Raw genomic sequence first — 26,153 nt, 5'->3', positions numbered from 1 at the left:
GGCATGCAGCCCAACGGGGCCTTGTGCTCATGACACCAGGGCGACACCTGGCATGGCCTGGCGAGACTTCTCGCAGAGCCCCTGCACTGCATGCGCTCATTCACGTGGCAACATCTGAAGGGTAGCCCCGAAGTCGTCTGCACCTCCAGATGGTTTGTGCCGTCTTCCTGCGCGAGTCGACTTGCTCATGAACCTGAGCATGAAGTCTTAGAGCACTCATACCCGGCAGACTGTCAACGCACCTCAGGCGTGGCGGTTTGCAGTCCCGCCAGGCCCTCGGCCTGCTGCTGACGCAGCTGGGCCAGCGTTGTCACGGCATGTCCGCTGGCTTGCCATTCGGCGCGCTCGGCATCATCGGCCCGGATGATGCAGCGTCCAAGCAGGGTGTAGAGCAGCCCCAGCAACGGTGACAGCCAACAGGCGAAGGCCAGCGGTATGTAAAGCAGCCCCTCCATGCCCACGCCACCGGCCATCAGCCCCAGTGAACTGACGACCACCGCGCCGCCGGCATTCCAGGGAATCAGCGGCGAGATCAGCGTGCCGCCCTCTTCCAGTGAGCGCGACAGATTGAGCGTCGAGTATCCCTCACCCCGATAGACCGGCGCGTACATGCGCCCCGGCAGAGCGATGGAAAGGTAGGGGTCGCCCGCGATGACATTGGTCAGCGCCGCCGTGGAGCTGGCCGCGACCTGCAGACCGAAGATACCGCGCACCTTGACCAGCACCGCGGCACACAGCGCCTCCAGACAACCGATGATTTCCAGCAAGCCCCCGAAGGCCAGTGCGATCATCACCAGCAGGATGACCCAGGCCATCGACATGATGCCGCCGCGATTGAGCAGGCTGTCGATCTCGCTCACGCCGGTGCTCAAGGCGTAGCCGCCCTGCATATAGCCGAACAGCGCCTTGACCGCCTCGCCCTGTACGCCGAATGCCACGACCGCCCCGGCCAGTACCCCGACGAACAGCGCCGGCAGTGCCGGCATGCGCGCAACGGCCAGCGTCATCACCAGCAGCGGCGGCATCAGCACCCACAGATTGAAGGTGAAGTGTCCGGAAAGCCCTTCGGTGATGGCGGTGATGCGCTCGAGATCCAGCACCTGACCGGCGGCGAGCAGGTTGCCGGCGACCAGATAGACCACCAGCGCGATCAGCATGGCGGGAATGGTGGTCGGCATCATGTTGCGAATGTGCGCGAACAGATTCACGCCCGTCACCGCCGGCGCCAGATTGGTGGTATCCGACAGCGGCGAGACCTTGTCACCGAAGAAGGCGCCGGACACCACCGCGCCGGCGGTCCACCACGGCGGAATGCCGAAGCCGGCCCCGATACCCATCAGCGCAAGCCCCACCGTGCCCACGGTGCCCCAGCTGGTACCCAGCGCCACCGAGACCACCGCGCACAGCAGCATGGCCGCTGCCAGGAAGTATTCCGGCGAGACCAGCTTGAGCCCGTAGTAGATGATCATCGGTACACTGCCGGAGGCGATCCACACCCCGACCGTCATGCCGACCAGAATCAGGATCGCGATGGAGGGCAGACCGACACGCACGATGCGCATCATGCCCTCTTCCATCGCCGACCAGCCATGGCCCAGCTTCCAGCCGATCAGCGCCGTGATGGCGACACCGCATACCAGCGGCACATGCGGGGTGAATTCGCCGAACACGAACAGTTGCAACGCAAGAACGGCCAGGGTGGCCACGATAGGCAGGCAGGCCATCTTGAGCGATGGCCGTAGCGGGGTCTTCACGTCCCGAGTCATGTCTTGCTCCATTAGTTGGTTGTACTTTTTGTACCCCCAACGCTAATGGGACCCGGGAAGTCGAGGCTGACTGACTGCGTCATCCAGCCGCGCGAATGCGACATGTCCCCTCATTTTCCAGCACATTTGTCCAGCGCCTGCGCCCGCCCGTGAATATCGCTCGCGAAAGCCAGCAGGGCGGGAGGCCAGGTTGTGGATCAGTAATCGATCACCACATCGCCATTGGGCACACTGCAGCAGGACAGGATGAAGCCTTCGGCGACGTCTTCGTCGGTGATGCCACCGTTGTGTTCCATCGCGACCTCGCCGGAGACCTTCTGTACCCGGCAGGTACCGCAGATACCCATGCCGCAGGCCTTGGGAATATGCAGACCCAGCTTGGCGGCAGCGGCGTGGACGGTTTCGCCCGGGGCGATCTGCACCGACTTGCCGGTGGCGGAGAACTCGACCCGCATGAGATCGGAGCGGTCCAGTTCATCGGCCAGCACCTCGGCCTGTTCGGCCTGCTCGATGGCCTCCTCCTCGACCTCGACCGGCGTGGCGCCGAAGGATTCCTCGTGATAGCGGCTCATGTCGAAGCCGTGACTGCGCAGCAGGTGCTTGATCGCATTCATGTAGGGCGTGGGCCCACAGCAGAAGATCTCGCGTTCCATGAAGTCCGGCGCGATCATCTCGAGCATCGCGTCAGTGAGATAGCCGCGATAGCCGGACCAGGTCTGGCCCGTCTCGAAGCGCTCGCAGATGACGTGCAGGTTGAACTCCGGCACGCGGGAATCCATGAACTCGAGCTGACGCCAGAAGATGATGTCGCGCGGGCTGCGCGCACTGTGCACGAAGGAGATGTCCACGTTGGCGTTGGTATCGAAGTACCAGCGCGCCATCGACATCAAGGGCGTGATGCCTACGCCACCGGACAGCATCAGAATGCGTTCCGCCGGGTAGTCGATGCAGTTGAAGTTGCCCACCGGGCCATGCACCGCCAGCACGTCGCCTTCATTGAGGTTGTCGTGCAGCCAGTTGGAGACCAGCCCGCCCGGCACGCGCTTGACGGTGATCGAGAAGCTGTAGGGCACCGACGGTGAGCTGGAGATGGTGTAGGAGCGCATGATCTGCTGGGCATCGATCTCGAGCTCCAGGGTCACGAACTGTCCCGGCTTGAAGAAGAACATCACCGGCTGTTCGGCCATGAAACAGAAGGTGCGCACATCCCAGGTTTCCTGAATGACCTTCACGCAGCGCACGCCATGTCGACCGTTGGTCCAGGTCTGCGTCGTAACCGGATTGAAGTTGCTGAGAGTGGTGCTCATGAAGGCCTCGCTGGGCATGTTGTTCTTGGAGACATGTTCGTGAAGAGACAGTGTCAGGCCACCCTGCGCTGCGTGCGCGGCCAACGGTGGGACATGCTCAGGATTGTCGAGTCAGCGCTCGGCAGGCATTTATCCGTGCACGACAGAAACATGCCCGATCCCTCCAATCCCGCCCCCGCAGACCCCTGCCCACGCCTCGCCGCTGCGCCTGCCTGTACCTCAAAGCCCCTGCGCAGACGATTGGCGTCGGAAATGCATCATTGAGCGTCGCCATCAGACATAGGTCGCGACTTGACCTCAGCCACACTGCGCTCCATGCGTGGCAATGCCATTCAGATGTCATGCGGGCTGCCTGAACTTCCACGCTGACCATCCTGTTGAACGAGCGGCCTCCTGGCATGCGCCGCCCTCGACACCCGAACCGACCAGGACGGGACGACGCACCGCGCGATGCATCGGCACTCACTCATAGGTGCACTGATGTCGACTCGCGGTGCTGCCCGGCAATGGTCTGTTCACTCGTTCTCTCTGTCCCGGCTTCACAACAACAATGATCAGCACACTCACTCAACCCAAGGCGACCCTGCTCCCGGCGCCTACCGACCGTGCGAGGACACCGCGATGAGCGACTTACTGGAACACGCTCAGGATCAGCAGCGTCAGGCGGTACGCGAGGCCGCCGCGCGGCTTCTACAGGCCCGCAGTCCCGGCTACACCCTGCCCCAGCCCTTCTACAATGATCAGCGCCTGTTCGATCTCGACATGAAGGAGATCTTCGAGCGCGAGTGGCTGTTTGCCGGTCTCAGCAGCGAGATTCCGCTCAAGGGCAACTTCATGACCATGGACGTGGGCAACAGTCCGATCATCATCGTGCGCGGTGACAACGGGGCCATCCATGCCTTCCATAATGTCTGTCGTCATCGCGGGTCCCGCCTGTGCAGTACCGAGCGTGGCAAGGTCGCCAAGCTGGTGTGCGGCTATCACAAGTGGACCTATGAGCTGGATGGCCGTCTGCTGTTCGCCGGTTCCGACATGGGCACCACCTTCGATACCAGTGAGTACGGCCTGCACCCCGTCCACGTGCGCTCAGCCGGTGGCATGCTGTTCATCAACCTCGCCGAGCAGCCCGAGAACTGTGAGCCGTTCTTCAAGACGCTGGAGTTCTATCTCAAGCCCTACGACATGGAGAACGTCAAGGTCGCGGCCAGCTCCTCCATCATCGAGGAAGGCAACTGGAAGCTGGTGATCGAGAACAATCGCGAGTGCTATCACTGCGATGGCTCCCACCCGGAGCTGCTCAACACCCTGCAGGAATTCGATGACACCGATGACCCCCGTGCCACCGAAGCCTACAAGGCGCTGGTCACGAAGAAGCAGGCCGACTGGGATGCCGAGAAGGTGCCCTATCAGCTGGTGCGCTTCGGCCGCCGCAATCGCATGACGCGCACGCCGCTGCTGGAAGGCACCGTCTCGATGACCACGGACGGCACTCCAGCATGCAAGAAGCTGTTGGGTCGCCTGCAAAGCCCCGACATGGGCTCGCTGCGCATCCTCAACCTGCCCAACTCCTGGAACCACTTCATGGGCGATCACGCCGTGGTCTTCCAGGTCGACCCGATCGGCCCCCTCAAGACCCGCGTGACCACCAAATGGCTGGTGCACAAGGACGCGGTGGAAGGCGTCGACTACGACATCGAGAAGCTGCGCAAGGTGTGGGATGCCACCAATGATCAGGACCGTCAGCTGGTGGAAGAGAACCAGCGCGGCGTCAACTCCAGCGCCTATCAGCCCGGCCCCTACTCGGCGACCTTCGAGTTCGGTGTCGTCGACTTCGTCGACTGGTATGCCGAGCGCATGCAGGAAGCGCTCAAGGAACAGCAGGAGCCGCATCTACAGCTGGCCTGAGGGCTTGAGTCCTCGAAACCTGAGTCTCTGAAAGACAGGCAAGAAAAAACCCGCCACCGGCAAGCCGGTGGCGGGTTTTCTGGCTTTCACCCGGGCAACACGCCGAAGGCAGGTCACCCGGGAGGTACTACGGCTGGATTACAGCTGCGTGTCCAGGCTCATCATCAGGCTGAGCGCCATGACGATGATGATGGAGAAGCCGAACAGCTTGCGTGCCCAGGAGGCATCAGGCTGATCCTTGAGGCGCCAGGCGGCCAGATACAGCCACCAGCCACCCGTGACGGTCGCGACTACCAGATACCAGATGCCGGTATATCCCCACAGTGTCAGCAACAGCGACACCGGGATGAAGCCGGCAATGTACCCCGTCACTACACGCTTGGCATGCTCCATGCCTCGCGCTACCGGGAGTACCGGAATATTGGCGGCCCGATAGTCATCGACACGAAACATGGCAATCGCATAGGAATGCGGCATCTGCCACATGCTGAAGATGATCAACAGCAGCAGCGCCCCCATGTCCGCCTGACCGGTGACGGCCAGGTAGCCGACCACTGGCGGCGCAGCGCCGGACAGTGAGCCGATGAGGGTGCCATACACCGAGCCACGCTTAAGCCACATGCTGTAGGCCCCGACGTAGATCACGAAGCCCAGCCCCACGGCGATCATCGCCATGAGATTGGTCATCGCGGCCAGAAGCCAGAAGCCCGCAAGGCCCAGCACGCTGCCGAAGACGAAGGCCCCCTTCAGCGAGATGTCGCCCTGCACCAGAGCACGGCCCTGGGTACGTGCCATGTGGCGGTCGATATCGCGATCGATGCAGTTGTTGAACACACAGCCTGAGGCCACGATCAACGCCACCCCGACCAGGGTGGCGATGAACAGCGCCCAATCCACCTCACCACCGGAAGCGAGAAAGAAGCCGCCGCTGACGGTGATCAGGTTGCCGAAGATAATGCCCGGCTTGGTGGTACGCAGGTAGTCCTTGATCATCAGGCTCACGCTATCAGATGGGCATCATGTTCTGATTCAGCTCGATCATGATCCATATGGAACCACCAACGACGATTGCCACGATCACCACGGTGAACAGCATGGCCATGACATTCCAGCTCTGCTCCTTGGAGCCGTCCAAGTGCAGGAAGAAGTACAGCTGCACGAAGACCTGAGCGATGGCGAAACCGTAGATGGCCCAGATCACGCCGACACCCGGATCATCCATCATCATCACCATCCCGAACGGGATGATGGTCAGGATGATGGAGAGAATCAGACCGGTCACGTACTGCTTGACGCTGCCGTGATTGTCGTTGTGGTCGTTGTTGGAATGGCTCATAGCATCACTCCTGTGAGATAGACGACGGTGAAGACGCAGATCCAGATGACGTCCAGGAAGTGCCAGAACAGGCTGAGCATCATCAGACGACCGCGATGCACTTCCGTCAGACCTTTCTTCTTGACCTGGAAGATCAGCAGCGCCATCCAGATCAGACCGACGGTCACGTGCAGACCGTGGGTGCCGACCAGGGTGAAGAAGGCAGACAGGAACGCGGACTTGTCCGGACCCTGGCCGTTCACGATCAGGTGGTAGAACTCATAGATTTCCATCGCGATGAAGCCTGCGCCACAGGCGAAGGTGATCATCAGCCACTTGATCACCGCGGAGCTGTCCCCGCGGTTCATGCCCAGCATCGCCAGGCCGTAGGTGAAGCTCGAGGCCAGCAGCAGCGCGGTCTCGACTAGCACGAAGTTCAGCTCGAAGATCTCGGCGCCCGTCGGGCCACCGGCATAGGCCTGGCTCAGTACCACGTAGACCGCGAACAGCATCGCGAACAGGATGCAGTCGCTCAGCAGATAGAGCCAGAAACCGAAGACCTTCAGGCCGTTGGTATCGTGATGCTCGTGATCGTCATGGGCGTCATGCGCCCCATCGTGAGATGTCATTGCATTATTCGCCATGATTACCCCTGAACCACTGTGTCGTTAGGTGTGCGGGCGCTGGGCAGGGCGCGACGCTCGCGACCCTCACGCTCGACACGCTCCACTTCCTCGACGGACACGTAGTAGTCGATGTCGTAGTTGAAGGAGCGCACGATGAAGGTAGCGATCATGCCGACCAGCCCGACCACGGCCATCCACCAGATGTGCCAGACCAGAGCGAAACCGAACACCAGGCTGAAGGCGGAGATGATGACGCCAGCAGCGGCGTTGCGCGGCATGTGGATCGGCGCATAAGGCTTCTTGGCCTCCTGCTCGATGCCACGTTCCTTCATTTCCCAGAACTCGTCGAGCTCGGAAACCTGCGGCTCGTGAGCGAAGTTGTAGAACGGTGCCGGTGAAGTGGTGCTCCACTCCAGGGTACGACCGCCCCAGATATCGCCAGTGGTGTCCTGCAGCTGCTTGCGGTTCTTGATGCTGACCGCGATCTGGATCACGGTGCAGGCGATACCGATCAGGATCAGGACAGCACCGATGAAGGCGACGACCAGGTACGGCACCCACAGCGGGTTGTCGACGTGCTGCAGACGACGGGTCATGCCCATGAAGCCGAGGATGTACAGCGGCATGAAGGCGAGGTAGAAGCCAGTGATCCAGAACCAGAAGGAACGCTTGCCCCACTTCTCGCACAGCATGAAGCCGGTCGCTTTCGGGAACCAGTAGGTAATACCGGCCATCGCACCGAAGACCACGCCGCCGATGATGACGTTGTGGAAGTGGGCGATCAGGAACAGCGAGTTGTGCAGTACGTAGTTGGCGCCCGGAACGGCCAGCAGAACGCCGGTCATGCCACCGATGGTGAAGGTGACGATGAAGCCCAGGGTCCACAGCACCGGAGAGGTCATTTCGACACGACCACGGTACATGGTGAACAGCCAGTTGAAGATCTTCACACCTGTCGGGATCGAGATGATCATCGTCGCGATACCGAAGAAGGCGTTCACGTCAGCGCCGGCACCCATGGTGAAGTAGTGGTGCAGCCAGACGATGAACGACAGGACGGTGATGACGAGAGTCGCCCACACCAGCGAGGTGTAACCGAACAGCTTCTTCTTGGAGAAGGTGGCGATGACTTCGGAGAACACACCGAAGACCGGCAGCACCAGGATGTACACCTCAGGATGGCCCCAGGCCCAGATGAGGTTGACGTACATCATCATGTTTCCACCAAGGTCATTGGTGAAGAAGTGGAAGTCGAGGTAGCGATCGAGCGTCAGCATCGCGATGGTAGCGGTCAGAATCGGGAAGGCCGCGACGATCAGGACGTTGGCGCACAGTGCGGTCCAGGTGAAGACCGGCATCTTCATCAGGGACATGCCCGGCGCACGCATCTTGAGGATGGTGGCGATGAAGTTGACACCTGTCAGCAGGGTACCGACACCGGAGATCTGCAATGACCAGATCCAGTAATCCACCCCGACCCCGGGGCTGTAATTGGCCCCCGACAACGGCGGATAGGCCAGCCAGCCAGTCTTGGCGAACTCACCCAGACCCAGAGAGATGTTGACCAGCAGCGCGCCGACCACGAACAGCCAGAAGCTGAGCGAGTTCAAAAACGGGAAGGCCACGTCACGTGCGCCGATCTGCAGCGGCACGACAACGTTGATCAGACCGATGACCAGCGGCATCGCCACGAAGAAGATCATGATCACGCCGTGGGCAGTGAAGATCTGGTCGTAGTGATCCGGGGGCAGATAGCCCTGACCACCACTGGACGCCAGCATCTGCTGGGAACGCATCATGATCGCATCGGAGAAACCACGGATCAGCATCACCAACGCGACGATGATGTACATCATGCCGATCTTCTTGTGATCGACAGAGGTGAACCACTCATTCCACAGGTAGGCCCACTTTTTCTTTACCGTGATGAACCCGAACAGGGCTGCACCACCGAGGATTACCGCCGCAAGCACGATCATGATGATCGGCTCGTGATACGGAACAGCCTCTATTGTGAGTTTTCCAAGCATTGCTTATTCCTCGGTTGCCATCGCAGATTCAGCGTGACCAGAAGCGTCATGATCGGACATGCCGTGTTCGGCGCTGTCGTGATGCATTCCACCCTTCTTCATGTGGCGCATCTGATCATCGCTCATGCCCAGCTCCATGCCGTCCATGTAGGGCGCCATGATCTGCTCATACAGGTTCGGCTTGACCTGACCATAGAAGGTCGGGGCAACGTCCTCGCTCGGCTCCTTGAGAGCGGCAAGACCAGCGTCATCCAGCACCTTGCTGCTGCCGCGTGCCTTCTCGATCCAGGCGTCGAAGTCGCCTTCGCTCATGACATGCGCCTTGAAGTGCATGTCGGCGAAGCCGGCGCCGCTATAGCTGGCAGAGATACCGTCGTAGGTACCCACTTCACTGCCGATCAGGTGCAGACGGTTTTCCATCCCCGCCATTGCATAGATCTGGCTACCGAGCTGCGGGACGAAGAACGAGTTCATCACCGTGTCGGATGTGATGTGGAAGCGAACCTGACGATCCACCGGCATGGCCAGTTCATTGACCGTCGCGATGCCCTGCTCCGGATAGATGAACAACCACTTCCAGTCCATGGACACGACCTGCACCTCGATCGGCTCACCGCCGTCGACGATCTCGGCACGCGGGTCCAGCTCGTGCGTGCTCTTCCAGGTCAGGATGCCAAGCGCGAGGATGATCAGGCACGGAATGCCCCAGACCACGATCTCGATCTTGGTGGAATGCGCCCAGTTGGGCGTGTAGGTCGCCTTGCTCTGCTTGGTATCGCGATAGCGCCAGGCGAACCACAGCGTCATGAAGATGACCGGGATAACAACCACGAGCATCAGGTAGGTAGCAGTCAGGATCAGCGACTTTTCGGATTCACCGATAGGCCCCTTGGGATCGAAGAGTACGGCGTCACAGCCGGACAGCATCAATAATCCCGCGAGGATAGGGAGTCCCCGCAGAGCCCCCCGCATTAGGCTTTTTCTCATCTCACGACCTCGTTGGAACACGCCATGGCGTCATGACGAGCCCACATGTGGAACACAGCGTTCGAAGAAATGACCAACAGGAAGCCGTCGATCTTTCGAACGAAATCAGAAGATTTCCCGCAGGCGGGCACAGGATAGAGAAAAGACAGGGGGGCTGACTACGGGGCAGGATGACGCACCAGGGGCCACATGCGGATGACTTCGGCCATCCGGCGCGCGCCAATCATGCCTTGAGCGGCATGAGTTCTCTCACGCTCCAGGGGGGGGCAGGCAGCGGGATCGGGTGGCAAAGCCGACACACACCGCGATGATGTCGCGACAGTGCATGCCCTGCAGGAACAGACAGAACCTCAATCGCCAGCCTTCTCCACAATGCCAGCCCCCCCTGCCGTGCCTGATGATGCCCGAGAGAATCACGACCTTGTCGCGCCATAATTCAGTGCATCACCGCAGATGTCCTGAACATCGGCGCATCACGCGATATCGAAGCAATCACTGCCGTCATACGATGTTGCGCAATTAAAAACCAAAAAATAACCAAATATCGACATTAAATACCAAAAAAACTGCTCTTTAGCCTTTCAAAGGTGACTGAAGTACTCTCCCAACCAGGGCGCGAGAGGCATTTTCCCGACATGATACTCAAGTGACGTCGGCATTCATTGGCGAGAAACATGCAGCATTATCGATCATGATCTGACAGGTAAATGCACCATGATGCGTCTCGCATGATACTGACACCCTCGATCAACAGGGGACACTTTTTCGCAACCTTGGCATGCCATTCTCATGATCAATTCCGAACCAAATGGCTTGATGGCTGTCATTTTCCGTCATCCATTTACGCGGACTCACCACCTTTCTGCCAGATGACGCCCAGCCCGACATCATAAAAAATATACAAATAAACACAATCCAGAAACCTTCTGGTTACCAACATTGCACAAAAATCCGGTTTCTCGCCCCCATTGTGTGACTTGAGTCAGACTAGGAATGAACTCGACCGAGGCGTCAGGAACAACACCCTCAAAAAAGGTCAAGACCTGCGACAATTGACCACACCAAAAATAGGGGCAATGATCTGGGAGAATTTCCCGAGACCTTTTCCACGCCCGGCGGCCAGACAGGCCACTCTTCACTAGCACCACCGGCCTATGGCCAGGCGCGATTCGCGTTCCGCATCAACGATGATTCACGGACCCCGCTAGCCGAGGCGGCCAGATTCGCGAGCTCTTGATCCAATGGTCATCTGGCTTGTCGGTCGCCTGGCCTGCCAGGCTCTCACTCTCTCGGATGGCAGGCGCCGTGCGAGATGCTGCCTGAGCGGGTCGAGCGCCATGCCCTGCGACGCAGGCTCTGCCATGACAGTTCTATAACAACAACTCCGCAATGACAGCTCTATGACATCGGCCCTACCACCAGAGCCCTGCAACGAGACCCTCACCATGACTGCCTCCTCGACCGCGCATCCCCTCATCGCCGCCGACCAGCTTCCCGCGGGCACCCTCTATCGCCTGTTATCGGGCAGCATCGCACCTCGACCGATCGCCTGGGTATCGACCATCGATGCGGCAGGCAACACCAATCTCGCGCCCTTCTCGTTCTTCACCATCGCCAGCATCAATCCGCCGGTGCTCGCCTTCAGCCCGCTGCGCAATGGCGAAGGCAAGACCAAGGACACCCTCAACAACCTCGGGCAGGTGGCGGAGTGCGTCATTCACATCGGTGGCGAGGCGATGAGCGAGGCGCTCAACCTCACCAGCGCCAGCCTCGCGGCCGACGAGGATGAGTTCACCCATGCCGGCCTGAACAAGGTGGCCATGCCGCCGCTTGCGGTTCCGCGCGTGGAGGGCGCCCCGATCGCCTTCGGCTGCCGACTGCGCGACATCATCTCGTACGGTGATCAACCGCTGGCCGGTTCACTGGTGCTGGCCGAGGTAGTGGTGGTGCATGCCGATGAAGCGGTCTGGGATGGACGGCATGTCGACAATTCGGTACTGCGTGCCATCGGGCGCATGGCCGGCAGTGACTATGCACGCACGGATAGCCTGTTCAGCCTGGAGCGCCCCGAGTAACGGACGCAGGTGCAGAGACATTTACTCCGCCCTTTTCGATGATGAGCCTCCCATACGCAAAAGGGCCTGTCAGTCGACAGGCCCTTGTGTACATCAGGTAAACGGTGTCAGTGCGTGGCGCGCAATCTTCCCGGCGCGCGCCTAGCGAAGCCCGGGCAGCAGATACTTGTCCAGCGCCTGGCGCACCGACGGCAGCAGGATATCGGAGTGCATCACCAGCTCGCGCACCAGTTCCTGCAAGCCCGGCACACCCACCTCGGCATGCTTTCTGAGTGCCATGCGTGCGCAGGTGTCCGCGCAGGCATGCTCGGAAATCTGCACGCCAAGCGCCACCAGCCGCTCACGAAAGTCTTCGTGATCAATCAGCTCCACGATCATCATCGTCATTCTCCTTGCTCGCTGACGGCGGGCATTGTCATTGGTATTGACCCACTCTGTTCTGAGCATCGCCCTTGTGAGGATAGCCGAAATGCACGACGGGCTGTCTCCGACATTCTGGTCAGACCGGGGCGCCCTCTGCGTGCCTGCCCACGCCACTGGCGTAGGCATTTGCGTCAGGCGCGTCTGGCTCGGTTGCGGTCTATTGCCTCGATCTGTCCGCTCGGTCCAGCCCGCTTGCCATGTCCACCTCACATGTCCGCTTCAGCTCTCCACACCCGCCGAGGCGGGTTCGGCCTTGGCCAGACGACAGGCGGCGTACTTGAACTCGGGAATCTTGCCCACCGGGTCGAGCGCCGGATTGGTCAACAGGTTGGCGGCGGCCTCGGCGTAGCAGAAGGGCACGAAGACCATGCCGGCCGGTGTCAGCGGATCGGCGCGGGTAGCGAGGGTGATCTGGCCACGCCGCGTGGTGATCGAGAGCAGCTCGCCCGGCGTGATGCCCAGGCGCTCCAGCTCCACCGGATTGAGCGTGGCCACGGCGGCCGGTTCGAGATTGTCGAGCACCGTCGCGCGGCGCGTCATCGAGCCGGTATGCCAGTGCTCCAGCTGGCGCCCGGTGGTCAACACCGTCGGGTAGTCAGCATCCAGCGTCTCATCCGGCGGCGTGGGCCAGGTCGGCACGAAGCGGGCACGGCCACTGGCGCGCGGGAAGCCCTCGCCGAACACCACATCCTCGCCCTCACCTCCCGGCGTCAGGCACGGATAGGTCACCGAGTTCTCCTCGGACAACCGCGCCCAGTCGATGTTGTCGAGGGAATCCATGCCCTTTTGCATCTCGGCGTAGATGTCCTCCGGCCCGGCGTAATCCCAGCCAAGCCCCATGCGCCGCGCCAGCTGCTGGGTGATCCACCAGTCCGGCTTCGCCTCGCCCGGGGCGCGCAGTGCCGCTCGCCCGCGCTGCACCTGCCGGTTGGTATTGGTGACGCTGCCGTCCTTCTCCGGCCAGGCGTACGAGGGCAACACCACATCGGCGAACTGTGCCGTCTCGGTGACGAAGATGTCCTGCACCACCAGGTGCTCCAGATGCGCCAGCGCACTGCGCGCATGCTCGAGATCCGGGTCCGACATCGCCGGGTTCTCGCCGAGAATGTACATGCCGCGGATCTGATCGGCGTGGATGGCGTGCATGATCTCCACCACCGTCAGGCCCGGCGTCGCCGAGAGCGGGGTCTGCCACAACGCTTCCAGTCGCTCGCGCGCCGCCGTGTCACCCACCGGCTGATAGTCGGGGAACACCATCGGAATCATCCCGGCATCCGAGGCACCCTGGACGTTGTTCTGCCCGCGCAGCGGGTGCAGGCCGGTGCCTTCACGCCCGACATGACCACACACCAGCGCCAGCGCGATCAGACAGCGCGCGTTGTCGGTGCCGTGGGTGTGCTGCGAGATGCCCATGCCCCAGAAGATCATCGCGCGCCTGGCGGTCGCGTACTCGCGGGCCACGGCGCGAATCTCTTCTGCCGCCACGCCACACAGCGGCGACATCGCCTCCGGCGTCAGCGCCGCGACATGCTCCGCCAGCGCGGCGAAGTCCTCGGTATGCGCCTCGATATAGGCCTGATTGGCCAGACCCTCGCTGATGATGACATTGAGCATGGCATTGAACAGCGCCACGTCCGCCCCCGGCGTGAACTGGATCGAGCGATGCGCCTGACGACGCAGCGCCAGCGCACGCGGGTCGATCACGACGATGCGCGTGCCACGCTTGGCGGCGCGCTTGAAGAAGGTCGCCGCCACCGGATGATTGACGCCCGGGTTGCAGCCGGTCAGCACGATCAGGTCGGACTGCTCGGCCTGCATGAAGGAGGCGCTCACGCCGCCCGAGCCGACGCCTTCCATCAGCGCCGCCACCGAGCTTGCATGACACAGGCGCGTGCAGTGATCGACATGGTTGGAGCCGAAACCGGTGCGCACCAGCTTCTGGAACAGCCACGCCTCTTCGTTGGTGCACTTGGCGCTGCCGAAGCCCGCCAGGCTGTCGGGGCCATGCGCGCGCTTGAGGCGCATGAGCCCCTCGGCCGCGACCTCGAGGGCCTCGTCCCAGCTGGCCTCACGGAAGTGGGTCAGCGGGTGTGCGGGGTCAAAGTTCGCATCCAGCCCCTTGGCCACACCGTCACGGCGGATCAGGGGGCGGATCAGGCGCTCCGGATGGCGCGGATAATCGAAGCCGAAGCGCCCCTTCACGCACAGCCGGCCGTGGTTGGAGGGCCCATCGCGGCCACTGACCGCAATGATGTTGTCCAGCCGCGTATCCGCGACGCGCTGCCAGCGCTTGTCAGTCTTGAGGGAGTCGCCGTCCGCCATGCCCTGCTGGGCATCCGCCAGGGTCGCAACCGGCTGGCCCTCGACACTCAATGCCTCGCCGCTGCCACGACTGACCTGATACTCCAGCTGACAGCCCACGCCGCAGTACGGACAGATGGAGGCGACGCGCTCATCGACGGCGGCGCTGTCGCCATGGCCCTGCTCATCCACCTGGGCGGCGGGCATCAGGGCGCCGGTCGGGCAGGCCTGCACGCACTCGCCGCAGGCGACGCAGGTGCTGTCGCCCATCGGGTCCTCGAGATCGAACACGATGCGCGTATTGCTGCCGCGCCCCGCCAGCCCGATCACGTCATTGACCTGCACCTCGCGACAGGCGCGCACGCACAGGCCACAGCTGATGCAGGCGTCATGATTGACCGCCATCGCGGTGTGGGAGTGATCAAGCGCGCTGGCCTGCGTCGGCAACCACTCCTCCACGGTCTCCCCCAGCCACTCGCGGACCGTCTCGCGTGCGCCGCCCAGGGTCTCGCGCGCGTGCCCGACATCCACCGCCAGCAGCTCGGCCATCGCCATGAAGTGGCTGCTGACATCGGGGTTGTGCGCCTCGGCGGGCATGTCGGCGGCGAGCAGCTCCACCACCATCGCGCGCGCCTCGCCGGCACGCCGTGAACTGGCACTGCGCACCACCATGCCCGCCCGCGCCTCGCGGATACAGCTGGCAGCAAGGGTGCGCTCGCCATCGATCTCGACCATGCAGGCGCGACAGTTGCCATCGCCGCGATAATCCGGCGCTTCGCTGTAGCAGAGATGGGGAATCGTCTCGCCGGCACGCTTGGCGATCTTCCACAGCGTCTCGCCGGGATAGGCCGTCACCTCGGCGCCATCCAGCGTGATGGTGAAACCATCCTCGCGCAGCGGCTGATCATCCGAGGATGAGTTGCCCAACCCTGTCAGCGCATTCATGCCTCACCTCCCGTGGCGTCAGCCGCATGGCTCGTGGCGTCGGTCGTATCGCTCGTGGCGATCAGGCGCACCCCACCATCCGCGAGGGTCTGGCGGAAATCCTTGAGCAGGCCGAGCACCGGATTGGGCGCGGCCTGACCGAGCCCGCAGATCGAGGCGTCCATCATCACCTGCGACAAGCGCTTCAGCAGCGTCTCATCCCACTCATCGCCGCTAAGCGCCGCCAGCATCTGGCGCGTGCCGACACGACACGGCGTGCACTGGCCGCAGGACTCGTCCATGAAGAAGCTCATCAGATTGCGCGCCACCACCGCCAGATCGTCCTTATCCGACAGCACCACCACCGCGGCCGACCCGATGAAGCAGCCGTGGGCCTGCAGGGTGTCGAAATCCAGCGGCAGGTCAGCCTTGCTGGCCGGCAGGATGCCGCCGGAGGCACCGCCGGGCAGATAGGCACGCAGACGATGGCCGTCGGCCATGCCGCCGCCGTATTCCTCGACCAGCTCATTGAGCGTGATGCCGGCCGGTGCCAGATACATGCCCGGGCGTCTGACGCGCCCGGAGAGCGAGAAGCTGCGCAGCCCCTGCCGTCCCTGACGCCCGGCCGCGACGTAGTGGTCATGGCCTTCGCGATGGAGCCGCGCGATCCAGTAGACCGTCTCGACGTTGTTGACTAGGGTCGGGCGACCGAACAGACCGCACTGGGCCACGAAGGGCGGACGCTGACGCGGCTTGCCGGGCTTGCCTTCCAGCGACTCGATCAGCGCCGATTCCTCGCCACAGATATAGGCGCCGGCGCCACGCCGCAGCTGGATATAACCCGGCGCGACGAGGCCTGCGGCTTCCAGCTCCGCGATGCACTCACGCAGCACCTCATTCAGGGTCGGGTATTCGTCGCGCAGATAAATGTAGAGCGCCTCGGCCTCGATGGCATGCGCACTGGCCAGCGCGCCCTCGAGGAAGGTGTGCGGCTCACGCTCCAGATAGCAGCGGTCCTTGAAGGTGCCAGGCTCGCCTTCATCGGCATTGATCACGCAGTAGCGCGGCCCGGCCTCGGCGCGCACGAAGCCCCACTTGCGAAACGTCGGGAAGCCCGCCCCGCCCAGGCCACGCAGACCGGCCTGCTCGATCATCTGCGCCAGGTCCTCGATGCTGACCTCACCGCCCTCCAGCGCGGCAAGCAGCCCATAGCCGCCACTGGCGCGATATTGTGCCAGCCGCGGATAGGCAAGACTCGCAGCCGGCGCGGCATGCACATGGCCTTCGGCAATCGCCGCCGTGACGCCTTCCACGCTGGCGTGGACCAGATGGCAATGCCCGACCTCCGCCACCGGCGCACTGTCACAGCGCCCCATGCAGGGCGCACGCAGCACGCGCACCTGTTCGGGGTCCAGCCCCGCGGCGAGGCCGGCGCGCAAGGCCTCGGAGCCGGCCAGCTGACAGGACAGCGAATCACAGACGCGCACGGTCAGCGCCGCGGGCGGCGTCTCGCCATCGCGGACCAAGGTGAAGTGGGCATAGAAGGTGGCCGTCTCGTAGACCTCGGCCATCGGCAGGCGCATCCACTCGGCCAGCGCACGCAGGTGGGCCAGCATCAGGTAGCCGACCTCATCATTGAGCACATGCAGATATTCGAGCAGAAGGTCACGCTGCGCCGGGGCATCGCCCAGCAGGCGCTGTACCTCGGCCCAGGCCTCGGCATCCAGCGGACGACCGCGCAACTGGCTGCGCGAACGGCGGCGAGCGACAGGTGTCGGCTCGGTCAGGGTCTCAGGCGTCATGGCGGCACCACATTGTTATCGTTATGAACTGGCGGATCGTTCTGTCGAGACAACGGTCTGGCTGGGCCGTGGACGCGACCATCTAAAGGTGTCCGAAGTCAGGCAAGCCCGACAAGCCAAGCAGGTTCCTTCACTGTAGATCGCAATCTACAAAGCGGGCAGAGCCGCGACAACCGCCTCCCCCATCGAATCGACTCGCGTGTCAGCCACGCACATGTCGGCGTCGTATCCAGCTAACTCGCCCTCGTCCCGCCCTCACACAATCACCAGGGTCCGGCGGCGACCTGCCCCGCAGTCAGCTCGTCATTACGTTCTGGATTGCCACCGCGCTCTGGATTGCCATTCCCCCCACTTCCCACATCGCAGACCCGGGAGACACCCACGACAACACCTCGCTTCGCGCCAGCCGCCCTGTCCGGCTGGCGACACCAATAACAACATGAGGTCATCACATGTCATCGAATCCGTATGACACGGACTACGAGATCGGCCAGGACAATGTCCAGGTCATGGGTCTCGATGTTCACAACCCCGTCTTCGCGATCAGCGCCGTGCTGATCGTCAGCTTCATCCTGTTTGCCATCGTCTTCCCTGCGGGCGCGGAAAGTGCCCTGGGCGGTGCCAAGGCCTGGTCCATCGCACATGGCGATTGGCTGTTCATGCTGGCCGGCAACCTCTTCGTGCTGTTCTGCCTGCTGCTGATCGTGCATCCGGTGGGCAAGCTGCGCCTGGGCGGCCAGAAGGCGAAGCCGGAGTTCTCGACACGCTCCTGGTTCGCGATGCTGTTCGCCGCCGGCATGGGCATCGGCCTGATGTTCTGGAGCGTCGCCGAGCCGGTGGCCTATTACACCGACTGGTACGGCACGCCACTGAACGCGCCTGCCGGTACGCCGGAAGGGGCACGCGCCGCGCTGGGTGCCACCATGTACCACTGGGGCCTGCATCCCTGGGCCATCTACGCCGTGGTCGGGCTGTCGCTGGCCTTCTTCACCTACAACAAGGGCCTGCCGCTGACCATCCGCTCAGCGTTCTACCCGATACTCGGTGAGCGCACCTGGGGCTGGATGGGGCATATCGTCGATATCCTCGCCGTGCTGGCGACCATCTTCGGTCTGGCGACGTCGCTGGGGCTGGGTTCCGCTCAGGCAGCATCGGGTCTGGACTACCTGTTCGGCGTCGGCGATGGCCTGCCGACCCAGATCGCGATCATCATTCTGGTGACGCTGGTGGCCATCTACTCGGTCAGTCGTGGTCTGGATGGCGGCGTGAAGCTGCTTTCCAACATCAACATGATCATCGCCGCCGTGCTGATCATCTTCATCCTCATCTTCGGGCCGACTCTCACCATTCTCATGGGCCTGGGCACCACTACCCTCAGCTATGGGGAATATCTGCTGCCGCTGTCCAACTGGATCGGCCGCCCCGATGAAAGCTGGTTCCACGGCTGGACCGTCTTCTACTGGGCGTGGTGGATTTCCTGGTCACCGTTCGTCGGCATGTTCATCGCGCGTGTCTCGCGCGGCCGCACCGTACGCGAATTCGTCACCGCCGTGCTGCTGGTGCCGACCCTGGTCACCATCGTGTGGATGTCCGTCTTCGGTGGCACCGCTCTGGAACAGGCCATCAATGGCGTGGGCGCGCTGGCCAATGGCATCGACTCCGTGTCGCTGGCCATGTTCCAGATGCTCGACAACCTGCCGCTGTCCGGCGTGGCGTCCTTCATCGCCATCGTGCTGGTGCTGGTGTTCTTCGTGACCTCCTCCGACTCGGGCTCGCTGGTGATCGACTCGATCACTGCCGGTGGCAAGATCGACGCCCCGGTCAGCCAGCGCATGTTCTGGGCAGCGATGGAAGGTTTGATCGCCGGCGCCCTGCTCTATGGCGGGGGGAGCGCTGCGCTGGGCTCGCTGCAGGCGGGCGCCATCGCCACGGGGCTGCCGTTCACGCTGGTGCTGCTGGTGATGTGCTATTCCCTGTTCCGTGGCCTGATGCAGGAAAAGAAGGCACAGGACATGCTCATTCGTCCGGCTGCCGGTGCCTGACATGCGGTGCTGACCAGAGCTTTAATGACCAAAGCTTTACTGACCAAAGCGGTACTGACCAAGGCGGTACTGACTGACAGGCCGCAGGACATGGGCACAAAAAAACGCCGCCCCCGGCAACCGGGGGCGGCGTTGTCATTGGATGACCCGAACGTCATCCAGGCGAGATCAGGAGTTTTCCTGAGCCAGCTTCTGTACCTTCTTCATCAGGTCCGGGTCGTTCTGGACCGCTTGACCGATGGAGTTGAAGGTGGCGACTTCCAGACCGGAGTCCTCGACAGCGCTGACCATCTCGTCGTTGGCTTCCTGACGCACGCTCTGCTTGGCAGTCTCGTCGTCAGCCTTCTGCAGCTTGCCGGCGAATTCCTGTGAGATGCGTGCGATGTCCTGAGAGGCCGCAGCGAACTGTTGCAGCTGAGCGTCGGTGAAATCGCCAGCCTGAGCCTGTGCCGCCTGGGCAGTAGACTGACCTTGGGCCGGTGCATCAGCAGCGAACGCCGGTGCCGACATCATGCCCGCGGAAATCAGGGCAGCCGTCATGTATGCAGTCATCCGTTTCATTGCAGCCTCCAGCAGTGATCAATAAGTGTTTGCCCTAACTCAGACGAGCCTGAAGACAGGACGTTCATTTTTTCATGCAACTCTTTGAAAATATTGTGTATCGACACAGTTACATGAGTCGCAGATCAGCAACGTAGAAGCCTCGGGGCTGCGCATGGCGGGCGCCATGACGGCTGGACGCGCATACAGCTTGTGCCACGATTGTGGAAATATCTGCAGCATGCTGCGTGAAGTCTGCACACCACGTACGCGGCATGCGCTTTACACAAGGAGGCCACGTCGCCTGTTGCCACCGCTAGCGGCATGTCGCCATGGGTCTCTCCACAGGCTGAATGAGGGCGGCATGTCATGAAGTACCACATAAATCGCGCGCCAACGGGCAGCAAACTCTCGGTGACTGTCTTAATCTTGAAGGAGAGGCTGTCATACAGGGTGTGCCATTCTTCCCTGCAACCTGTTTCTACAGCCCAGGCTGGCTGGCCCAGCTCATATCATTGCCGCCGGAGGACTGCCATGTCCACGTACATACCATCCGCGCAGAGACTGTCCGCGCTGCCTCGACTGTTCTCGCATCACAGACTGACGTCGAGCCTGATGAGCCTCTTGTTGCTGGCCCTGCTGCCGGCTCTGCTGTTGAGCTCGCCGGTGCATGCCATCAGCCTGCTGGATTCGGATGCCGACCTGAACGCACCCTCCGAGACATCCTCGGGCGCACCGCCACCCCCGACCTCACCGGACACCGCGGAGACCACCATGACCGCCGCCAATGTCGACCCCGCCGCCAACCCGCTGCTGGGCGAGACCTGGAACCGACGCTCGCTGGTGCTGATCGCGCCGGATGAGCAGGACCGGGATCTCGAGCGTCAGCGCGAGGAACTACGCGCCACGCGTGGCGAGATGCAGCAACGCGACATGACGCTCTATACGCTGATGGGCACGCGCGGCATCCACGATGGCGTGCCGATGAGCTTCGAGGAGGTGCGTGCCCTGCGCGATGCCATGCAATTGCGCGAGGGCGCGCCCTTCACCGTCATCCTGATGGGCAAGGACGGCGGCAAGAAGATGCAGCAGGAAGGCTTCGTCGCCCCCGACCAGATCTATCAGGTGATCGACAACATGCCGATGCGCCAGCGCGAAGCCAGTCAGGCAGCGCGCAAGGCCCCCCAGGGCACCGACGAGCACACCTCGCCCGAACCCTTGAGCGATGAGGACTGGCAGTGGGAGGAGTGATCTTCTGTAAGGGTGACCTATTGTGAAGAGCGACTTTCGGTGAAGAGCGATCTTCCGTGATGCATGAAAAAGCCCCTGTCAGCTCGGCTGACAGGGGCTTTTTACCCTCTGCGCGGCTTCAGCGCAGCACGCCTTCCTCACGCAGCAGCTTGAGGATTTCCGCCGCGCCCTCCTCGGCGCTCACGCCTTCCAGCCGCTTGCCACCGCCCCCTTCGGCCTTGGCGGCCGCGGCCTTGAAGCGGTCCCGCGCGCTGGTCGCCTTGATGTGCTTCAAGCGCTTGGGACGCTTGCGAGCCGGGGCCACGCCGAAGGCCTCGGCCTGCGCATCATGGACAAGCTCGCCGCTGGGCTGTGACGCAAGCTCACCACGCCGCGCCTGCGCGAAGGCCGACTGACGCGCCGCCGGCGCCGCGGAGTCGACGCTGACAAGCGCCGGCAGCTTCACGCGCAACCGTCGCCGCTGGCCACGCGGCAGCGCCTGCAAGGCGATTAGATGTGCGCCATCGCAGCTCTCGATCGCGACGATACCCTCCACCAACGGCCAGCCAAGACTCTCCGCCAGCAGATGCGGCAGCAGGCCACTGCCCTCACCGGTCTCGCCCTGGCCACCACACACCACCAGCTGCGGTGCCGCCTGCTTGAGGAGCGTGACCAGCAGCGGCCAGACATCGATGACCGGTTGATCAGCAGCCGTGAGCGACGAATCGTCAGCCATGAGCGGATCAGCAGCCTTGAGCGGGCCAGCGCCAGGAGAATCCGGCGTCACCAGCGTCAACGACTCCAGCCCCATGCCCAGATAGCCGCGCAGCGCCTGATCCTGCTCGCTGCCGGGCGCGATCTCGCTGCCACTGGCGTGCCAGGCACTGAGGCTTACGGCACCGGGTGCCGACTGACGCTCCAGCGCCAGACACAGCTCCAGCGCGCGGGCGTCCTGCTCGGCACGCCGCAGACGCCCCGAAACCGGGTGCTGACCCAGCGATACCAGACTCACGACCTCAAGCGGTGCCGAGGCCTGCTGCGCAACGGATGAACGATCTGCCTTCATGTCCTTCTCCTTTCCCCTGTCGCAGGCGCGAGTTCAGGCCGCGTCGGCGGCAAGCGTGGCGGATGACGTGCTGGATGATGTCGAGGGCACGGCAGGCGACTGTCCCACCGCCGAGGCATCACCGCCGACACTGCGTTCGGCCTCGAGCTGCTGACAGAGACTGGCAAGAATCGCCCCGGCGTCACCGATCACCGCAAGATCAGCACGCTTGACCATGTCACAGCCGCCATCGGTGTTGATGGCCACCACCTTGTCGCAGCGCTGGATGCCCTGCAGATGCTGAATGGCCCCCGAGATGCCCACCGCGACATAGACCCGCGCCGTCACCCAGGTCCCGGTAGCACCGACCTGGCGGGCACGCGGCATGAAGCCGTCATCCACCGCCACCCGCGAGGCGCCTTCGGTGGCGCCCAGCAGGCTGGCGGCGCGGTGGAAGCCATCCCAATCGCGGATGCCGTTGCCCGCCGAGAGAATGAATTCGGCCTCGCCCAGCGCGATCGCGGAGGGATCGACGGCCACCGGGCCAAGGTCTTCGATCACGTCTGGCACGGCGTGCGCGGCGCTGGCCGCCTCCCACTCGAGCGGCAGCGCGGCGTGGCGCACATCTTCCACCGGCTCGGCGCATTCCGCCTCGCACAGCACGATACGGGTCAGCGGGCGGGTCAGGTCCTGCTGACCATTGCCGCTGCGCCCGGTGACGTTGACCTCGGCAAGCTCGCCACGCCCGATGGCGGCAAGCTCGCCGTCGAGCTGATAGGCATTGCCGCTGGGCCGCGCCAGCGCATCGCCCTGACACAGCAGGCGCGCACCGAGACGTCGGCCGCGTTCACCACCGCCAGTGCGGGATTCCGGCAGCAACCACAGCCGTGGTGCCAGCTTGCCATCGATGACCTCAAGCTCCGCCAGCTGGGCCAGCGGCGCATAGCCATCGTGGAGAGTATCGGCAAAGTGCAGCCAACGGTCGGCCCCCGCCGCGCCGAGCCCGACACTGTCGGCGGCGTCACCATCCTCACGCAAGGTGCCGAAGGTGACGGCCAGCACCGCGCCCTGATGGGCGGGGTCGGCATCGGCGATCTGACGGGCCAGCCCCAGCACATCACGGTCATGACTCGACAGTCGCCCACCAGTCATGTCCGGCACCACCGCGACCAGGAAGGCGGGTGATGCGATCTCGACCAGCGGCAGCACGCGCGCCTTGGCCGCGACAGCGGGCTGGCCAGTACCCACCGCGGCAGGCCCGGAGCGGCCACTGCGATCGATGCGTTTGCGGCCATTGGCGGCGATGAAGTGCCCGACATGCGGATTGCGGCGCATCACACCCTTCGGGCCCATCCAGCGTTCCTGAGGTGCTGCCGCGCCACGGCCCAGCGCCTGCAGCGCGATTAGATGCTCAGGGTGCAGCCGATTGCGTGCCTGCTGCTCCAGGCGCGGGTCACGGCGTGGCAGTAGCTCGCGCTCGGATGGGTATGGATGCCCTGATGGGTGTGGATGCTCGGTTGCTTTTGGGTCGCCGGAAATCGTCATGCCGCCACCTCCGCGTCAGTGGGCTGCGTGGTCGACGTCGCCATGCCCTGTGTGGACGAGCCCTGCGTGGACGCATCCGTTACCAGCGCCCGCGCCATCAGTTCCGCCAGATCCAGCACCTGGGGTTCGGCTTCACCGGCCGGTGCCACCACGCCTTCCAGCATCGCGGTGCACTGCGGGCAGCCGACCGCCACGACTTCGGCGCCGGTCTCGCGCACATCGCCCATGCGCATGTCGGGGATACGCTGCTTGCCGGGGATGTCCGTCACCGGCGCGCCACCACCGCCGCCACAGCAGCGTGAGCGGAAACCGGAGCGCTGCATCTCGCGCACTTCCAGCCCCAGCGCCGCCAGCAAGCTACGCGGCGCCTCGAATTCACCGTTGTAGCGCCCCAGATAGCAGGGGTCGTGCCAGGTGACCGCGCCGAGCGTCGCCAGTCGGGTGGCATCGAGGCTCAGGCGACCGGCCGCCAGCAGCTCGTTCATGTAGCTGGTGTGGTGGTTGACGAGGTAGTCGCCACCGAAGGCGGCATATTCACGTCCCAGCACATGGAAGCTGTGCGGATCGCAGGTGATGATGCGCGCGAAGCGATACTTCGACAGGGTGGCGATATTGCGGGTGGCCAGCGACTGGAAGGTCGCCTCATCCCCCAGACGGCGCGCCACATCACCACTGTCACGTTCTTCCGCACCGAGGATGGCGAAATCCACCCGGGCGGCGCGCAGTACCTGCACGAAGGCGCGCAGCGTGCGCTGGTTGCGCATGTCGAAGGCGCCATCGCCCAGCCACAGCAGCGCTTCCACCGGACGCGGATCACGCGCCGCCTCGCGGGCAGCCTGCAGCTCGGCGATGCGCGGCAGGTCGAGGTCCGCCGCCCAATGCAGGCGCGCCTCGAGCGCGAAGCCGCCCGGGTTGTCGGTGGCGATCAGGTTGTCGAGCACCTCGACGCCCTTGCCCGGCGTCGCGCCCTGCTCCAGCGTCATGTGACGGCGCATGTCGACGATGGCATCGACGTGCTCGATCATCATCGGGCACTCCTCGACGCAGGCGCGACAGGTGGTGCAGGCCCACAGGGTTTCCGGCTCGACCAGTACCTTGAACTCGTGGATCAGCTTGTCGCCATCTGTCGCCTCACCCGCAGCGCCCGGTGCCGCCTTGATCTGGATCGGCCCGGATGACGCTGCCTGAGCTGCCGGGCGAGCATGCGGAGAGGCCCCGACGATGGTCTGCTGCGGGCCGCCGCCATGCTGGCCGGGCGCGCGCCTGGGCTCATCGCCCGGATAGGGCGAACCGGCGTAGGCGGCATCGCTGCCACCGGCCATGCCGACCACCATGTCCTGGATCAGTTTCTTGGGATTGAGCGGCTGACCGGCCGCGAACGCCGGACACACCGCTTCACAGCGCCCGCACTGCACGCAGGCATCGAAGCCCAGCAGCTGACGCCAGTTGAAATCGGACGGCTTGCCGACGCCCAGCGGTGCCTCGGGGTTGGTCAGGTCCAGCGGCAGCAATGCGCTGTCGCGGATGCCCGCGCTATCGCGGGTGCTGAAACGTGCCGGACGCCGATGGAAGGCCAGATGCAGCGCACCGGCGAAGGCATGCTTCATCGGCCCGGTGATGCGCGAGCCGCCGCCGGTCATGCCGACGATCATCTCGAGCAGCCCCCAGCCGATGCCCACTACCAGCACCAGCCCGAGGATACCGCCGGAGATCATGCCGCCGACGCCTTCCGGCAGCACCAGTGACAGACTCATCACGAACAGGCTGGCGGAGAACACCAGCAGGCTCTTGGGCAGACGCATCCACGGGCCACGCGACAGACGTGCCGGCGGGGCGAGGCGACGACGACGCACGAACAGCGCGCCACCGAACATCGCGCCACTGGCCAGCAGCAGCAAGACGCCCAGCCAGGCGGAGTCGATGCCGAAGCCGTAGACCACCACCATCAGCAGCGCCGCGGCCACGAAGCCGCCCCCGGTGGCGACGTGGGTGTTGGCCATGTAGCGGTCCCGCGCGACCACGTGGTGCAGGTCCACCCCGTAGCGGCGCGGTACCTTGGCAAGGCTCGCGATCAGCTCTCCCACACTCATGGACGTGGCATCCGCCCGCCCCTGGCGCCACAGGCCGATGCGCTTGACCGCGCCGATGGCAGCCAGCGCCAGCGCGGTGAAGATCAATACCGACAAGATCGTGTCATTCATGCTGCTCACCCTCTTTCTTCAAGCCCGCTGTCGACCGGACGACTGCCGAGCCGGCGGCATAGGTGCGGCCGGCTCGGCAGATCACGTCA

18 protein-coding genes are annotated in these 26,153 nt (G+C 63.5%); 4 read left to right on the top strand and 14 right to left on the bottom strand.

Features of this window, described 5'->3' with window-relative positions:
- Nucleotides 1–233: 233 nt before the first annotated feature.
- Nucleotides 234–1,766 (bottom strand): Na+/H+ antiporter NhaC, encoded by a 1,533-nt coding sequence (nhaC, locus tag NH396_RS08965; protein WP_253063086.1) that lies wholly within the window; start codon nucleotides 1,764–1,766, stop codon nucleotides 234–236.
- 197 nt (nucleotides 1,767–1,963) lie between these two features.
- Nucleotides 1,964–3,073, bottom strand: coding sequence for a hybrid-cluster NAD(P)-dependent oxidoreductase (locus NH396_RS08960; protein WP_176676118.1), 1,110 nt, complete (start codon nucleotides 3,071–3,073; stop codon nucleotides 1,964–1,966).
- 621 nt (nucleotides 3,074–3,694) lie between these two features.
- On the opposite strand from NH396_RS08960, the gene NH396_RS08955 reads away from it, so the two are divergent.
- The gene (locus NH396_RS08955) at nucleotides 3,695–4,978 is read left to right on the top strand and encodes an aromatic ring-hydroxylating dioxygenase subunit alpha (RefSeq protein ID WP_253063084.1); all 1,284 of its coding nucleotides are present in this window, start codon (nucleotides 3,695–3,697) and stop codon (nucleotides 4,976–4,978) included.
- A gap of 138 nt (nucleotides 4,979–5,116) precedes the next feature.
- Here NH396_RS08955 and cyoE read toward each other — a convergent pair whose 3' ends face one another.
- The 5 genes from cyoE to cyoA are packed head-to-tail and all read right to left on the bottom strand — an operon-like array spanning nucleotide 5,117 to nucleotide 9,921.
- Nucleotides 5,117–5,971 carry a heme o synthase gene (cyoE, locus tag NH396_RS08950; protein WP_043333143.1) on the bottom strand — a complete coding sequence of 285 codons (855 nt, stop codon included), beginning with the start codon at nucleotides 5,969–5,971 and terminating at the stop codon, nucleotides 5,117–5,119.
- Between the two features lie 13 nt (nucleotides 5,972–5,984).
- On the bottom strand, nucleotides 5,985–6,314 hold the full coding sequence (gene cyoD / locus NH396_RS08945; protein WP_043333144.1) for a cytochrome o ubiquinol oxidase subunit IV: 330 nt from the start codon (nucleotides 6,312–6,314) through the stop codon (nucleotides 5,985–5,987).
- Complete coding sequence (cyoC, locus tag NH396_RS08940) at nucleotides 6,311–6,937, bottom strand: cytochrome o ubiquinol oxidase subunit III (RefSeq protein WP_043333145.1); 627 nt, start codon at nucleotides 6,935–6,937, stop codon at nucleotides 6,311–6,313. Before cyoC ends, cyoD begins: the two co-directional genes overlap by 4 nt.
- 2 nt (nucleotides 6,938–6,939) lie before the next feature.
- Entirely contained in the window at nucleotides 6,940–8,949 is a 2,010-nt protein-coding gene (gene cyoB / locus NH396_RS08935) for a cytochrome o ubiquinol oxidase subunit I (RefSeq protein ID WP_253063082.1), read from the bottom strand.
- 3 nt (nucleotides 8,950–8,952) lie between these two features.
- Complete coding sequence (cyoA, locus tag NH396_RS08930; protein ID WP_082388205.1) at nucleotides 8,953–9,921, bottom strand: ubiquinol oxidase subunit II; 969 nt, start codon at nucleotides 9,919–9,921, stop codon at nucleotides 8,953–8,955.
- A 1,460-nt stretch (nucleotides 9,922–11,381) separates the two neighbouring features.
- On the opposite strand from cyoA, the gene NH396_RS08925 reads away from it, so the two are divergent.
- Nucleotides 11,382–12,011 (top strand): flavin reductase family protein, encoded by a 630-nt coding sequence (locus NH396_RS08925; protein ID WP_253063080.1) that lies wholly within the window; start codon nucleotides 11,382–11,384, stop codon nucleotides 12,009–12,011.
- A 141-nt stretch (nucleotides 12,012–12,152) separates the two neighbouring features.
- Here the strand turns inward: NH396_RS08925 and NH396_RS08920 are convergent, their stop codons facing one another.
- The 3 genes from NH396_RS08920 to NH396_RS08910 all read right to left on the bottom strand — a co-directional run bounded on the left by NH396_RS08920 (nucleotide 12,153) and on the right by NH396_RS08910 (nucleotide 17,461).
- A complete protein-coding gene (locus NH396_RS08920; RefSeq protein WP_043333148.1) occupies nucleotides 12,153–12,392 on the bottom strand; it encodes a hypothetical protein in 240 nt (79 codons plus the stop codon).
- Between the two features lie 261 nt (nucleotides 12,393–12,653).
- A complete protein-coding gene (locus NH396_RS08915; RefSeq protein WP_253063078.1) occupies nucleotides 12,654–15,680 on the bottom strand; it encodes a molybdopterin-dependent oxidoreductase in 3,027 nt (1,008 codons plus the stop codon).
- Nucleotides 15,677–17,461 carry an NADH-ubiquinone oxidoreductase-F iron-sulfur binding region domain-containing protein gene (locus tag NH396_RS08910; RefSeq protein WP_253063076.1) on the bottom strand — a complete coding sequence of 595 codons (1,785 nt, stop codon included), beginning with the start codon at nucleotides 17,459–17,461 and terminating at the stop codon, nucleotides 15,677–15,679. The genes NH396_RS08915 and NH396_RS08910 overlap by 4 nt, the downstream gene beginning before the upstream one ends.
- A 452-nt stretch (nucleotides 17,462–17,913) precedes the next feature.
- Between NH396_RS08910 and NH396_RS08905 the strand changes: the two genes are divergently transcribed.
- Nucleotides 17,914–19,503: a BCCT family transporter gene (locus NH396_RS08905; RefSeq protein ID WP_253063074.1), complete on the top strand. Its 1,590-nt coding sequence runs from the start codon at nucleotides 17,914–17,916 to the stop codon at nucleotides 19,501–19,503.
- A gap of 168 nt (nucleotides 19,504–19,671) precedes the next feature.
- On the opposite strand, the gene NH396_RS08900 is transcribed toward NH396_RS08905, so the two are convergent.
- Nucleotides 19,672–20,064, bottom strand: coding sequence for a DUF4168 domain-containing protein (locus NH396_RS08900; protein WP_253063072.1), 393 nt, complete (start codon nucleotides 20,062–20,064; stop codon nucleotides 19,672–19,674).
- A 594-nt stretch (nucleotides 20,065–20,658) separates the two neighbouring features.
- On the opposite strand from NH396_RS08900, the gene NH396_RS08895 reads away from it, so the two are divergent.
- Entirely contained in the window at nucleotides 20,659–21,294 is a 636-nt protein-coding gene (locus NH396_RS08895; RefSeq protein WP_253063071.1) for a DUF4174 domain-containing protein, read from the top strand.
- Nucleotides 21,295–21,412: 118 nt separating this feature from the next.
- On the opposite strand, the gene NH396_RS08890 is transcribed toward NH396_RS08895, so the two are convergent.
- The 3 genes from NH396_RS08890 to NH396_RS08880 are packed head-to-tail and all read right to left on the bottom strand — an operon-like array spanning nucleotide 21,413 to nucleotide 26,064.
- Nucleotides 21,413–22,339 carry an electron transfer flavoprotein subunit beta gene (locus NH396_RS08890; protein ID WP_253063069.1) on the bottom strand — a complete coding sequence of 309 codons (927 nt, stop codon included), beginning with the start codon at nucleotides 22,337–22,339 and terminating at the stop codon, nucleotides 21,413–21,415.
- Between the two features lie 33 nt (nucleotides 22,340–22,372).
- Nucleotides 22,373–23,863: an electron transfer flavoprotein subunit alpha/FixB family protein gene (locus tag NH396_RS08885; protein WP_253063067.1), complete on the bottom strand. Its 1,491-nt coding sequence runs from the start codon at nucleotides 23,861–23,863 to the stop codon at nucleotides 22,373–22,375.
- Nucleotides 23,860–26,064: a (Fe-S)-binding protein gene (locus tag NH396_RS08880; protein WP_253063065.1), complete on the bottom strand. Its 2,205-nt coding sequence runs from the start codon at nucleotides 26,062–26,064 to the stop codon at nucleotides 23,860–23,862. Before NH396_RS08880 ends, NH396_RS08885 begins: the two co-directional genes overlap by 4 nt.
- Nucleotides 26,065–26,153: the final 89 nt, after the last annotated feature.

The organism is Cobetia sp. Dlab-2-AX, assembly GCF_024124625.1.
In the GTDB taxonomy this organism is placed as follows: Bacteria; Pseudomonadota; Gammaproteobacteria; order Pseudomonadales; family Halomonadaceae; genus Cobetia.
The sequence above is the reverse complement of the archived record's forward strand: the minus strand, read 5'-3'. Positions and strand labels throughout refer to the sequence as shown.

Coding starts and splice junctions, on each gene's coding strand:
- cyoA (WP_082388205.1), bottom strand. CDS start 9,921: ATGCGGGGGGCTCTGCGGGGACTCCCTATCCTCGCGGGATTATTGATG.
- NH396_RS08915 (WP_253063078.1), bottom strand. CDS start 15,680: ATGAATGCGCTGACAGGGTTGGGCAACTCATCCTCGGATGATCAGCCG.
- cyoE (WP_043333143.1), bottom strand. CDS start 5,971: ATGATCAAGGACTACCTGCGTACCACCAAGCCGGGCATTATCTTCGGC.
- NH396_RS08885 (WP_253063067.1), bottom strand. CDS start 23,863: ATGACGATTTCCGGCGACCCAAAAGCAACCGAGCATCCACACCCATCA.
- NH396_RS08920 (WP_043333148.1), bottom strand. CDS start 12,392: ATGATGATCGTGGAGCTGATTGATCACGAAGACTTTCGTGAGCGGCTG.
- cyoB (WP_253063082.1), bottom strand. CDS start 8,949: ATGCTTGGAAAACTCACAATAGAGGCTGTTCCGTATCACGAGCCGATC.
- cyoD (WP_043333144.1), bottom strand. CDS start 6,314: ATGAGCCATTCCAACAACGACCACAACGACAATCACGGCAGCGTCAAG.
- nhaC (WP_253063086.1), bottom strand. CDS start 1,766: ATGACTCGGGACGTGAAGACCCCGCTACGGCCATCGCTCAAGATGGCC.
- NH396_RS08895 (WP_253063071.1), top strand. CDS start 20,659: ATGAGCCTCTTGTTGCTGGCCCTGCTGCCGGCTCTGCTGTTGAGCTCG.
- NH396_RS08960 (WP_176676118.1), bottom strand. CDS start 3,073: ATGAGCACCACTCTCAGCAACTTCAATCCGGTTACGACGCAGACCTGG.
- cyoC (WP_043333145.1), bottom strand. CDS start 6,937: ATGGCGAATAATGCAATGACATCTCACGATGGGGCGCATGACGCCCAT.
- NH396_RS08955 (WP_253063084.1), top strand. CDS start 3,695: ATGAGCGACTTACTGGAACACGCTCAGGATCAGCAGCGTCAGGCGGTA.
- NH396_RS08880 (WP_253063065.1), bottom strand. CDS start 26,064: ATGAATGACACGATCTTGTCGGTATTGATCTTCACCGCGCTGGCGCTG.
- NH396_RS08910 (WP_253063076.1), bottom strand. CDS start 17,461: ATGACGCCTGAGACCCTGACCGAGCCGACACCTGTCGCTCGCCGCCGT.
- NH396_RS08900 (WP_253063072.1), bottom strand. CDS start 20,064: ATGAAACGGATGACTGCATACATGACGGCTGCCCTGATTTCCGCGGGC.
- NH396_RS08890 (WP_253063069.1), bottom strand. CDS start 22,339: ATGAAGGCAGATCGTTCATCCGTTGCGCAGCAGGCCTCGGCACCGCTT.
- NH396_RS08905 (WP_253063074.1), top strand. CDS start 17,914: ATGTCATCGAATCCGTATGACACGGACTACGAGATCGGCCAGGACAAT.
- NH396_RS08925 (WP_253063080.1), top strand. CDS start 11,382: ATGACTGCCTCCTCGACCGCGCATCCCCTCATCGCCGCCGACCAGCTT.